General features: G+C 71.6%; 11 protein-coding genes. All 11 read left to right on the top strand.

What is annotated here, in order from left to right:
- Window positions 1-5 precede the first annotated feature (5 nt).
- The 11 genes from FHR78_RS09155 (at window position 6) to FHR78_RS09105 (ending at window position 11,840) form a co-directional block, all read left to right on the top strand.
- On the top strand, window positions 6-1,820 hold the full coding sequence (locus FHR78_RS09155; RefSeq protein ID WP_279589941.1) for a PilT/PilU family type 4a pilus ATPase: 1,815 nt from the start codon (window positions 6-8) through the stop codon (window positions 1,818-1,820).
- Entirely contained in the window at window positions 1,820-3,052 is a 1,233-nt protein-coding gene (locus FHR78_RS09150; protein WP_166760196.1) for a type II secretion system F family protein, read from the top strand. The genes FHR78_RS09155 and FHR78_RS09150 overlap by 1 nt, the downstream gene beginning before the upstream one ends.
- Window positions 3,053-3,310: 258 nt before the next feature.
- Window positions 3,311-3,739 (top strand): prepilin-type N-terminal cleavage/methylation domain-containing protein, encoded by a 429-nt coding sequence (locus tag FHR78_RS15630; RefSeq protein WP_166760195.1) that lies wholly within the window; start codon window positions 3,311-3,313, stop codon window positions 3,737-3,739.
- A 122-nt stretch (window positions 3,740-3,861) separates the two neighbouring features.
- Window positions 3,862-5,208, top strand: a complete 1,347-nt coding sequence (locus FHR78_RS09140) for a hypothetical protein (protein WP_166760194.1) — start codon at window positions 3,862-3,864, stop codon at window positions 5,206-5,208.
- Window positions 5,205-5,867: a type II secretion system protein gene (locus tag FHR78_RS09135; RefSeq protein ID WP_166760193.1), complete on the top strand. Its 663-nt coding sequence runs from the start codon at window positions 5,205-5,207 to the stop codon at window positions 5,865-5,867. The genes FHR78_RS09140 and FHR78_RS09135 overlap by 4 nt, the downstream gene beginning before the upstream one ends.
- A gap of 26 nt (window positions 5,868-5,893) precedes the next feature.
- Window positions 5,894-7,660 (top strand): hypothetical protein, encoded by a 1,767-nt coding sequence (locus FHR78_RS09130; RefSeq protein ID WP_166760192.1) that lies wholly within the window; start codon window positions 5,894-5,896, stop codon window positions 7,658-7,660.
- Window positions 7,657-8,490 (top strand): prepilin peptidase, encoded by an 834-nt coding sequence (locus FHR78_RS09125; protein ID WP_166760191.1) that lies wholly within the window; start codon window positions 7,657-7,659, stop codon window positions 8,488-8,490. The genes FHR78_RS09130 and FHR78_RS09125 overlap by 4 nt, the downstream gene beginning before the upstream one ends.
- Before the next feature lie 31 nt (window positions 8,491-8,521).
- A complete protein-coding gene (gene pilM, locus FHR78_RS09120; protein ID WP_166760190.1) occupies window positions 8,522-9,571 on the top strand; it encodes a type IV pilus assembly protein PilM in 1,050 nt (349 codons plus the stop codon).
- The gene (locus FHR78_RS09115) at window positions 9,568-10,233 is read left to right on the top strand and encodes a PilN domain-containing protein (protein WP_166760189.1); all 666 of its coding nucleotides are present in this window, start codon (window positions 9,568-9,570) and stop codon (window positions 10,231-10,233) included. The genes pilM and FHR78_RS09115 overlap by 4 nt, the downstream gene beginning before the upstream one ends.
- 4 nt (window positions 10,234-10,237) lie before the next feature.
- Window positions 10,238-11,203 (top strand): hypothetical protein, encoded by a 966-nt coding sequence (locus FHR78_RS09110; protein WP_166760188.1) that lies wholly within the window; start codon window positions 10,238-10,240, stop codon window positions 11,201-11,203.
- 82 nt (window positions 11,204-11,285) lie between these two features.
- Entirely contained in the window at window positions 11,286-11,840 is a 555-nt protein-coding gene (locus FHR78_RS09105; RefSeq protein WP_166760187.1) for a DUF6121 family protein, read from the top strand.
- Window positions 11,841-11,851: the final 11 nt, after the last annotated feature.

The following is an 11,851-nucleotide window of genomic DNA, read 5'->3' as shown; positions in this document are numbered from 1 at the left end:
CCCGCATGAGCGACAACGTCTTCGAGATCCCCGACCAGGTCGACCCCGCCGACGGCTGGACCCCCGGCACGCCCGGCAACGACCTGAGCACCCAGACGCCCGCCACCGCGTGGGAGTTGCCGCCGGCCGTCTCGCCCATGTCGCCCCACCGCGGCGACGACGAGCACGGCCCCGTCTACTCGATGGACGACGAGGAGGCAGGGGAGGCGGTGCTCGGCTGGAGCCCCACGCCCGCTCCCACGAGCCGTCGCGCCGCCCGTCTCGCCAGCGCCCTCGAGGGCGGCGGCATGCCCGCCCGCACCCCGTGGAGCGACCCCCGCTTCGACGAGGCCGAGACGCCCGCGGCCCAGGTCGCCCCGGCGAGCCCCGCGGTGGGCGGGCCGGGCGCGGCAGTGCCCGGCGCGGCGGTGCCCGGTGTCGCAGTACCTGGTGCGTACATGCCGCCGTGGCTCGCTGCCGAGGCCGCCCTCGAGGACGCGGCCGCCGCCTCCTCGGCTGCCTCCGCGCCCGACGTGTCGTCGGCCGCGCCGACTTCGCCGCAGCTGGGCGACGGCGGCCTGCTGCGCGTGCCGTCGTTCGCGCCGACCAGCCCCCAGCACGTCGCCGAGGAGGCGCCCCTCGCCGCCCCGGTCATGTCCCGACCCGGCATCGAGCTGCACGAGCACGCCCGCACCCAGGCGCACCCGGCCCTCATCTCGGCGCTCTGCGAGGTCGTGCTGCAGGGCGCGTCCGACCTGCACGTCACGGTCGACGCCGTCCCGACCGTCCGCGTCGACGGCGCGCTGCAGCCGGCCCTGCCCGGCGGCGAGCCCTGGGACGCCCCGACCGTCGCGGCCGCGCTGACCAGCCTGCTCACCCCCGCCATGCGGGCCCAGTTCGACGAGGCGCTCGAGCTCGACTTCGCGTACTCGCTGTCGGACGAGTCGCGCTTCCGCGTGAACTTCTACCAGCAGCGCGGCGCGATGGGCGCGGCGTTCCGCCTGATCCCGACCGAGATCAAGCAGCTGCACGACCTCGGGGTGCCCGAGGTGGTCAGCCGCTTCGCGAAGCTGCCCCGCGGCCTCGTGCTCGTCACGGGCCCCACCGGCTCGGGCAAGTCGACGACGCTCGCCGCTCTGATCGACCTCGTGAACCGCACGCGCGCCGACCACATCGTGACGGTCGAGGACCCGATCGAGTTCATGCACCAGCACAAGAAGGCGATCGTCAACCAGCGCGAGGTCGGCAACGACACGCACAGCTTCGCGAACGCCCTCAAGCACGTGCTGCGCCAGGACCCGGACGTCATCCTGATCGGCGAGCTCCGCGACCTCGAGACGATCTCGGTCGCGCTGACCGCCGCCGAGACCGGCCACCTCGTCTTCGCCACGCTGCACACGCAGAGCGCCGCGCAGACGATCGACCGCGTCATCGACGTGTTCCCGCCGCACCAGCAGGACCAGGTGCGCACCCAGCTCGCGTCGACCCTGCAGGGGGTCGTCTGCCAGACGCTGCTGCCGAAGGCGGGCGGCAAGGGCCGTGTCGTCGCCACCGAGATCATGATGATGACCCCGGCCATCGGCAACCTCGTGCGCGAGGGCAAGACGTACCAGATCGCGTCGTCGATGCAGGCGGGGCGCGACCTCGGCATGCACACGATGGACCAGAAGCTGGCAGACCTCGTCAACACCGGCACCGTCACGCACAAGGCGGCGATGGAGAAGGTGCACGACACCGAGGGCTTCGACCGCCTCGTCACCCGCGTGATCAACAAGTCCGAGACGACCGGCCTCGACGCCGGCATCGACTTCGGCGACGCCTTCTCGATCGGGAGCAACTGATGGCCACCAGCACCGCCTACGCCTACAAGGGCCGCGACTCGGCCGGCAAGGTCGTCAAGGGCAAGGTCGACGCGTCGAGCGAGGGCGCCGTCGTCACGCGGCTGCGCACGATGGGCGTCCAGCCCATCTCGATCGCCGCGGCGAGCGACGGAACGGGCCTGCAGCGCGAGATCTCGCTCGGCGGCCTCGGCGGCGGCGGCGTCAAGATGAAGGAGGTCGCGGTCATGTCGCGCCAGATGGCGACGATGATCGCGTCCGGCCTGTCCCTGCTGCGCACCCTGACGATCCTCGCCGACCAGGTCGACAACAAGACCCTGCAGAAGGTCATGCAGGAGGTGCGCGACGACGTCGAGACCGGCGTCTCGTTCTCCGACGCGGTCGGCAAGCACGACAAGCACTTCCCGCCCCTGATGATCAACATGATCCGGGCCGGCGAGGTCGGCGGGTTCCTCGACAAGGCGCTCGAGTCGACGGCGGACAACTTCGAGAAGGAGGTGGAGCTGCGCTCGACGATCAAGTCGGCCATGACCTACCCGGTCGTCGTGCTCGTCATGTCGCTCGTCGCCGTCGTCGTCATGCTGACGTTCATCGTGCCCGTCTTCCAGGAGATGTTCACGAACCTCGGCGGGCAGCTCCCGCTGCCGACGATGATGCTCGTCTACGCGTCCAAGGCCATGCCGGTCGTCCTGCCCGTGGCCATCGTCGTCGGCATCGGCTTCTCGATCTGGTGGCGGACCAACAAGAACTCCGTCAAGGTCAGGTCGAAGCTCGATCCCGTCAAGCTCAAGCTGCCGGTCTTCGGCGACCTGCTGCGCAAGATCGCCATCGCCCGCTTCTCGCGCAACTTCTCGAACATGATCGGCGCCGGCGTGCCCATCCTCACCGCGCTGCGCATCGTCGGCGAGGTCTCGGGCAACTACGTGCTCGAGGAGGCGCTGGTCGACGTCGCCGAGTCGGTGCGGCAGGGCGAGTCGATCGCCGCGCCCCTGACGGCGTCCGGGGTCTTCCCGCCGATGGTGACGCAGATGATCGCCGTCGGCGAGGACGCCGGGTCGCTCGAGACGATGCTCGAGAAGGTGGCGGACTTCTACGACCAGGAGGTCAAGTCGACCACCGAGTCGCTCACGTCGCTGATCGAGCCGCTGCTCATCGCGTTCCTCGGCGTCGTCGTGGGCGGCATGATCGTCGCCCTCTACCTGCCGATCTTCCAGATCACGTCGCTGATCAAGTAGCACCTGCACCACCTCTCGAGAGGGGCCCGGCCGTCGGCCGGGCCCCTCTCTCTGTGCGACAGGTGTAGATCAGCTGTCTACCCCTGAACTGGGGTTCTTCCCGTTCGGGGGTGACCCGGACTGGGGCCGCGTCGGCGGCGAAAACCCCCCGTCTGCGGGATTCTCGTCGGTCTCGGCGGCTGGGAGAGTCATCTCCGGCGGGAACGACGTGACCGCCTCCGATCACCTCTCCCGCACCCGATCTCGAACGGACCAGTCATGTACTTCGCACTCATGGGCAAGCTCTCCGCCCGCCGCCAGAACCTCGCCGAGGACAAGGACAAGGGCTTCACGCTCATCGAGCTCCTCGTCGTCGTCATCATCATCGGCATCCTCGCCGCGATCGCCATCCCCGTGTACCTCAACGTGCAGAACAACGCGCGTGACTCGTCGGTGAAGAGCGACCTGTCGAACGCGAAGATCGCCGTCGTCGCCTACCAGACCGAGAAGGGCACGGCGCCGACCGCAGCCCAGTTCAACCTCGCGACGCTGGCCGACTACGGCTTCACGCAGAGCACGGACACCGTCCTCTCGTACGGCACGGCCCCGACCGCCGGCAGCAGCACCTTCTGCATCAACGGCAAGGGCAAGACCGAGAAGCCCTTCAGCATCAGCAACAGCGGATCCGTCAAGGACGGCGCCTGCTGACCTTCGTCTGACTGACGAGGTCGAGCCGGCGGGGCCGTCGCTGAGAAGCGAACGGTCCCGCCGGTCGGCCACCCTCCCCCTTCTTCTCCGCGCCCCCTAACCCGACCGGGAGGTGACCCACCGTGTTCCGACGCCTCAACGCCGTCCTCCGCCCCGCCTCCCCGGCCGAGCGCGACGCCGGCCTCAGCCTCGTCGAGGTGATCGTCGCCCTCCTGGTCTTCGCGATCATGACGGTCGGCGCCATCGCCGCCGTGGCCACGTCGCTCCGGCTGACGTCGGACAACCGTGGTCGCGAGGTCGCCGTGAACCTCGCCTCGAGCGAGATCGACCTGGCCCGTGCCACCGCCGCGACGCAGCTCGACGGCCGTGACTTCACCACCGACCCGATCGACGGCGTCACCTACACGGTGCGCCGGGACGTGGCCTGGTCCAGCTCCGCAGGCGTCGACAGCCAGTGCTCCGCCGGCGCACCCGGGTCCGGCTCCCTCTTCTACAAGCGCGTCAACGTGACCGTCTCGTGGAGCGGCATGCGCTCCTCGGACAGCGCCGTGACCGCCGACACCATCGTCGCGCCCGACGGCAAGGTCAGCAGCTCGACGACCGGCACCGTCCTCGTCTCGGTCAAGGACAACACGGGCGCCGGCGTCAAGAACACGACCGTGACGATCACCCCGGACAGCGACGTCCGCAACAACACCGCCGCGGCCCTCGACCCCGACTCTCGACCGGCGCGCACCGACGTCAACGGCTGCGCGTTCGCCCTCAACGTCAAGCCGGGCACCTACACGGTGACCCTGAGCCGCACGGGCGGCGACGTGTACGTCGACCAGGACCAGTCGACGACGCCGACGCGCACCGTGAGCTTCGCGAGCGGCGGCTCCACCAGCGCCACCTTCGACTACGCACCTGCCGACCGGTACGAGCTCGTCTGGCCGGCCGGCGCGCTCCGCGCCGACGACCAGCAGACGACCTTCCTCAGCGGTTCAGCCCGCTTCGTCGCCTCCGCCCCGACCGACGTGCAGTACCTCTACCCGCTGTCGTCGGGCTACCAGGTCTTCGCCGGGGCCTACGCGCCCGGTGCGGCCACCGCCGCGACCTCGTGCCTCTCGCCCGACCCCACCAAGTGGCCGCGCGCAGCGGACGGGCGTACCGGCAAGCCCGTCGTGACGTCCGTGCCCGACTACCGCGTGGGCCCGGTCGCGCGCAACGTCGTGGTGCCCGCCCAGGCGACCGCCATCCCGGTCCCGGCCGGCGACCGCGTCGTGCGGGTCACGACGGCGACCGCTGCCGGCGGCGACCCCGGCTGCCGGGCGACGACCACGATGACCTTCGCGATCCCCTCCGGTGCGACCACGGCCACCCTCGCGCTGCCGCCGGGCACCTGGTCGTTCAAGAGCGGCCGGACGGTCTCCGACCTGCGCAACACCCCGGCCCCCGTGACGACCGTCGACCCGAGGACCGCGCCGTGAACCGCCTGCGCGCGCGCCTCGCCGCCCAGCGGAGCGACGCCGGCGTCACCATCGCGGAACTGCTCGTCACGATCATGATCTTCGGGATCGTGCTGGCCGTGTCGACCAGCACGTTCGTCTCGCTGGCGCGCGCCACCTCCTCGGCCCGATCGCTCGACTCGGGCACCCGGGAGACGTCCAACGGGATGAACGCGCTCGCCCAGATCGTCCGCTCTGCCGGCGACGTCCCCGTCGCCGGCAGCTCCGACGCCCCGGCCTTCCGCGAGGCGCGCGCCGACCGCCTGCAGCTCACGACCTTCGTGAACTTCGGCGACACCCAGGCCAAGCCGGCGCTCGTCACCTATTCGCTGGACGCGTCGCGTCGGCTTCGAGAAGAGCGCACGGCGGCACAGTCGTCCGGCAGCTTCTGGGTGTTCCCCGCCGGCGCCTCGTCCTCGTCGCGCCTGCTGACGGCGTCCCTGGCGTCCGGCGGCACGCCGGTCTTCCGCTACCTGGACTCCGACGGTGACGAGCTGCCCCTGAACGCCGGGGCGCTCACCGAGGCGCAGCGCAAGCAGGTGTCCTTCGTGCAGGTGACCCTCGCCGTGGCCGGCACGGGATCCAGCACGAGCAGCGTGACGCTCACCAACACCATCGGCACCCCCAACCTCGTCCGCTGACCCGCCCGACCAAGACAGGAACCCTCGTGATCACCCTCCGACGACGACTTCGCCTCGACGAGGTCGGCACCGACCGCGGCATGGCCATGGCGATCGTGCTGATCTTCGGCATGGTGATCCTCGTCATGGCCGCCACGGCGGTCGGGGTGGCGGTCAGCGGTCTCCAGAAGTCGACGCGCGAGTCGTCTTGGGCCGCTGCCGTCGCCGCCGCGTACGCGGGGGTCGAGGACTACCAGGCCCGGCTCTCGAACGACGCGTCGTACTACCGCTACGGCAACGCCTCCGCACCTTTCAGCCGGTCCAGCACAGGGCTGGTGCTGCCCTCCGCCGCGAGCGCGAACCCGGCGTTCTCGCTCGGCACGTCCGCGTCGGCGTGGGCGACCGTGCCGGGCAGCGGCGGGGCGTCGAAGTTCCGCTACGAGGTCGACAACAGCGCCTACGCCTCGAAGGGCAGCCTCCGCCTGCGTGCCACCGGCACGTCGGGCGGCGTCGTGCGCTCGGTCGTCGCCGAGGTGCGCCAGAAGGGCTTCATCGACTACCTGTACTTCACCGACCAGGAGAACCCCGACCCCGATCTGGTCGACACCAGCGCCACGGCCTGCGTCGACAAGTACGCGTGGCAGGGGCGCCCGACGACCTGCCGGTCGATCGCGTTCGGCAGCGGCGACGTCCTCAAGGGAGACGTGCACAGCAACGACACCATGCGCATCTGCCAGGCCACCTTCGAGACGAGCGTCACGACGTCGAGCACGACCTACAACACGGGCCTGCGCTACCTCGCGACCGACTCCAACGGCAACAGGTGCACGGGGCAGTCGTTCCCCAACCGCGCCTCGCAGCCCGGCTACCGCGAGACCTACGACCTCCCCCGCACCAACACCGAGCAGAAGCGCGAGACGCGGTACGACCTCCAGAACGACGCCACGTCACCGGTCCTGACCCCGGGGTGCCTGTACACGGGCCCGACGTCCGTCGTGTTCAACGCGGACGGCACGATGACCGTCCGGTCGCCGAACACGAAGTTCGTGCAGACGGCGGGCGACACGGCGAGCGAGGCCCGGACGAACAACGGCGTGTGCGGCAGCGTCGCGGCCCTGAAGTCCGTTGCCGGGGCGACGGTCCCCGTGCTCGACAACAACCTGCTCTACGTGCAGGACATCCCCACCAGCCCGTCCGACAAGAACACCACGTCGGTCCTCACCATCCCCGAGGGCAGCTGCGGCGCGAACGGCGTCGGGTTCCCGATGGCCAACGAGCAGGCACCGGGAGCGGACGTCACGGGGCGCGGTTCCTGCGCCTACGACGCCCGCAAGGGCGACGTGTTCGTCAAGGGCACCCTCAAGGGCAACACGACCATCGCCAGCCAGAACTACCTCTACATCACCGGCGACCTGAAGTACGCCGACCAGAACCGCGACCTGCTCGGCCTGTCGCCGGCCGGCACCGCCTGGATCTACAACCCGGTCACCTCGTCGAACGGCGCGGTCCTCTCGACCGCGGACCGCGTGAACGAGGTCAACGCGGCCATCATCTCGCTCAAGCACAGCATCACCGTGCAGAACTACGACCGCGGTGGACAGCGGGGCACCCTCACCATCCGGGGCGCCCTCGGGCAGAAGTTCCGCGGCATCGTCAGCAGCGGCTCGAACGGCTACGTCAAGAACTACGTCTACGACAGCCGGCTCAAGACCCTGTCGCCGCCGAAGTTCATCAGCCCCGTCACGACCGTCTACGGCATCACGACCGTGACCGAGGTCGCCCCGGCCTTCACCTCGACGGGGGCCGCCTCGTGACCGCCCTGCTCCTCGCCGCGGTCACCGCCGGCGGCCTCGGCCTCCTGATCGGCTCGTTCCTCAACGTCGTCGTGTACCGGGTGCCCGCGGGCATGTCGATCTCGTCGCCGCCGAGCGCCTGCCCCGGCTGCCACGCCCCGATCAAGGCGTACGACAACGTGCCCGTGCTCAGCTGGCTCGCCCTCCGTGGCCGCTGCCGCAGCTGCCGCACGGCGATCTCGGCCCGCTACCCGGTCGTCGAGCTCGCCACCGGCGGCTTCTTCGCCCTGGTCGCCGCGGTCGTCTGGCCCTGGACGGCCGTGCCGACCGAGGCCGCGCCCCTGGTCGCCGCGCTGCTCGAGCTCGTCGCGTTCCTCTGGCTCGCCGGCGCGAGCGTCGCGCTCGCCATCATCGACGTCGAGCACCACCGGCTGCCCGACGCGATCGTGCTGCCGTCGTACGCGGTCGGCCTCGTGCTGCTGGGCGCCTCCTCGGCCCTGTCGGGGGAGTGGGACGCGCTGCTGCGCGGCGTCGTCGGCATGGCCGCCCTGTTCCTCTTCTACCTGGCCCTCGCGCTCGTCAAGCCCGGGGCCATGGGCCTCGGCGACGTCAAGCTCGCCGGCGTGCTGGGCCTCTGGCTCGGCTGGCTCGGCTGGGGCGAGCTCGTCGTCGGCGCCTTCGCCGCGTTCCTGCTCGGCGGCCTCTTCTCGATCGTCCTGCTCGCCACCCGCCGTGCCCAGCGCACCGGCGGCATCCCGTTCGGCCCCTGGATGCTCGCGGGCGCCTGGGCCGGCGTGCTCGTCGGCGGCATGGTCGCCGCCTCCTACCTCCAGCTCCTCAGCGTCGCGTGACCCCGACCTCACGCAGAAAAGAGACCACCCCATGACGAAGAACATCGTCGGCGTCGACATCGGCAGCCGATCGCTCCGTGCGGTCGAGGTCGCCGACGTCGACAAGCCGAGGCCCACCGTCGTCCGCTTCTCCGAGATGGCCCTCAGCGACGGCGCTGCCAGCCGCGGAGAGGTGCTCGAGCCCCAGACGGTCGCCAGCGCCCTCAAGCAGCTCTGGGCCACCGGCGGCTTCAAGAGCAAGAACGTCGTGCTCGGCATGGGCAACCAGCGCGTGCTCGCCCGTGACCTCACCGTCGCGAAGGCGTCGCGTGAGCGGATCCGCGAGTCGCTGCCGTTCCAGGTGCAGGACATGCTGCCGGTGCCCGTCGCCGACGCGCTGCTCGACTTCTACCCGTACAAGGAGACCGAGGGCGAGAACGGCCCCGTGCTCAACGGCCTGCTCATCGCTGCCGTCAAGGACGCCGTCCTCGGCAACGTGCGCGCCAGCAAGCTCGCGGGGCTGTCGACCATGGGCGTCGACTTGATCCCGTTCGCGAACACGCGCCTCCTGATCAACCGCCCGGGCCTCACCGGCACGGTGGCCCTGGTCGAGATCGGCCACAGCACCTCGTCCGTCATCATCGCGACGGACGGCGTGCCGCAGTTCGTCCGCATCATCCCCTCCGGCGGCGACGACGTCACGCAGGCGATCGTCGCCCGGCGCGGCGTCTCGGTCGAGGAGGCGGTGGCCGTCAAGCGGGAACGCGGCCTGAGCACGCACATCACCAACGCCGAGGAGCAGGCCTCGTCGGCCGCCATCTTCGAGTCGGTGAACGAGCTGCTCGGCAGCTTCCGCAACACCGTCCAGTACTTCGTCAACACGCGCCCGTCCGAGAGGGTCTCGCAGATCGTCCTCGCCGGCGGCGGCGCCCTGCTGCCCGGCCTGCCCGACGCTCTCTCCGAGGTGACGCGCCTGCCCGTCGTGATGGCCGACCCGTTCGCCACCGTCGCGCTCGGCAAGGGCGTCGACGAGGCGGCCCTCCGCGGCCGCGCCACCGACATGACCGTGGCCCTCGGGCTCGCCCTGGGGAGCGCCGCATGAGCCGCACGACCAAGAAGACCGCGACCGCCACGGTCGGGGGACTGCCCCGCGTCGACCTGCTGCCCCCCGAGGTGCGGGCCGAGCGTCGCAGCGGCGTCGCCGTCCGTCGTGCCTGGATGGGCGTGGTCGGCGCCGCCGCGATCGTCGGCATCGCCGTCGGAGGCGCCACGCTGCGTTCGATGGAGGCGCAGGACGAGCTCCTCGGTGCCCAGTCGGACACCGCGCAGCTGCTGCTCGAGCAGGGCAAGTACACGGAGGTGCGCGATACGAAGACCGAGATCACGCTCCTGAGCGTGGCGCAGGCGGTCGCCGGGTCGACGGAGATCGCGTGGCCGTCGTACCTGGCGCAGATCGAGTCGACCCTCCCCGACGGAGTCGTCATCACCAGCATCATGATCGACCAGGCCACGCCGGTCGAGGACTATGCCCAGTCCGACACGGCGCTCCAGGCGGCCCGGATCGGCACCGTGACGTTCACGGCGCAGAGCACGAGCCTGCCCAGCGTGCCCGACTGGCTGGACGGCCTCACCTCCCTGCCGGGCTACACCGACGCCACCCCGGGCACGGTGACCCTCGAAGACGGCGTCTACGAGACGACCGTGACGATGCACATGGACCAGCGCGCGTTCTCGAACCGCTTCGCGCTGACGGAAGGCGAGTGACCTCGTGGACAGCAACCGCATCAAGATGATCGTCGCCGTGCTGAGCGGCGTGGCCGTCCTGGCGCTCGGGTTCCTGCTCGGCGTCCAGCCGCAGCTCGCGGCCGCGACGACGGCCGCCGACCAGCGGGCCACGGTCGAGGAGCAGAACGAGGGCCTCCGGGCGACGCTCGCCCAGCTCGTCGCCGAGAACGACGAGCTGGGGTCGCTCAGCGCCGACCGCGACGCCCGTCGGGCCTCCGTGCCGGACTCGCCGAACATGCCCGAGCTGCTGAGGCAGCTCGGCGAGATGGCCGGCGCCGCCGGTGTGCCCGTGACGGGCTTCACGACCGAGGACGCGGTCTCGTACGAGATGCCAGCCTCCGTCGCCGCTCCGGCGGCCGATGCGTCGACCACGGAGGGGACGGACTCGTCCGAGGGCACGGACGCGTCCGCCGACGCGCCTGCCGCGGCGTCCGGGCCGACGGCTCCGACGACGTTCACCGATCCTGCCGTCACGGCCGCGAACTTCTCGACGATCGCCGTGACGGTCGAGATCGAGGGCTCGTACGCCCAGGCGCTCGACTTCGTCGACCGCCTGCAGAAGGGCTCGCGTCTCTTCCTGGTGACCACGATCGAGGGCGCCGAGGAGACCGAGGGCGAGCAGGCCGACGGCGCCACGGCCGCCCCCGGCGCCCAGGCCTGGACGATCGGCGGCCTCGTCTTCGTCCTCCAGGACGGGGACGACGCCACTGCCGACGACGACGCGACGACCACCGCGCCGACGCAGGCCGAGGGCACCGACGACGGAACCGACGCGACGGCCGAGGGCACCGACCCGGCCGCCGCCGAGGGCGCGGACGCGTCGGCCGCCGGCGCGACCGCCGACCAGGGCGCCGCCGCGACCCCCGCCGACGGCACTGCCGAGACCGCCGCCCCGGGCAGCACCGAGACCGCCGCCCCGGGCACCGACGCGACCGCCGCCGGCAACTGACCCGCGCCTCCTCGACGGCCCGGCGCCTCCTCCACCAGGGGAGGCCGCGGGCCGTCCTGCTGCCCCGGCGTACCCTCGACGCATGACCCGTGCCGTGTACGCCCTGATGGCGAGCGTCCTCTTCGGCGCCCTGCTCGTGGCGACCGCAGGCTTCGAGAGCCTGCTGCTCGACCGCGACGTCATCGGCGAGCCCGACGCCGGCCCGTTCCTCGGCCCCGCGATGGGCGCGGCCGCCCTGTTCGTCGTCCTGTCCGCGCTGATGCGCTCGGCCGCGCTCGCCGACGCCCGCGACGGGGGAGCGCCGGAGGTGCGCGGCACCTTCCCCGCCCAGCCCCTGCCCGACGCACGCCTGGCCCGCAGCGGCCCGCGCCCCGGAGCCGAGGGCGGCGGCGTCCCCGGTCCCCGGCCCGCGCCTCCGAGCCCCTGGCCGGCCGTCGCGTCGACGGCCGTCGCCGTCTGGGCGGCCATGCTCGTCGTGGGCGGGGTCGGCTACGCCGTGGTCCGCGGCGAGGCCGTGTGGCTCCTGCTCTTCGCCGCCCGCTACGCCCTCTCGCCGTTCGTGCTCGGCGCCGTCGTCTGCGCCGCCCTGGTGGTGCTCGGCACGCTGCTGCTCTCGCGGGCCGAGCCCGCTCGCTGACGGGCCGAGGA

The sequence above is a fragment of the Frigoribacterium faeni genome, from assembly GCF_011761235.1.
In the GTDB taxonomy this organism is placed as follows: Bacteria; Actinomycetota; Actinomycetes; order Actinomycetales; family Microbacteriaceae; genus Frigoribacterium; species Frigoribacterium faeni_A.
Note: the sequence above shows the minus strand (reverse complement) of the source record. Positions and strands in the feature narration are given on the sequence as shown.

Coding starts and splice junctions, on each gene's coding strand:
- FHR78_RS09155 (WP_279589941.1), top strand. CDS start 6: ATGAGCGACAACGTCTTCGAGATCCCCGACCAGGTCGACCCCGCCGAC.
- FHR78_RS09150 (WP_166760196.1), top strand. CDS start 1,820: ATGGCCACCAGCACCGCCTACGCCTACAAGGGCCGCGACTCGGCCGGC.
- FHR78_RS15630 (WP_166760195.1), top strand. CDS start 3,311: ATGTACTTCGCACTCATGGGCAAGCTCTCCGCCCGCCGCCAGAACCTC.
- pilM (WP_166760190.1), top strand. CDS start 8,522: ATGACGAAGAACATCGTCGGCGTCGACATCGGCAGCCGATCGCTCCGT.
- FHR78_RS09115 (WP_166760189.1), top strand. CDS start 9,568: ATGAGCCGCACGACCAAGAAGACCGCGACCGCCACGGTCGGGGGACTG.
- FHR78_RS09105 (WP_166760187.1), top strand. CDS start 11,286: ATGACCCGTGCCGTGTACGCCCTGATGGCGAGCGTCCTCTTCGGCGCC.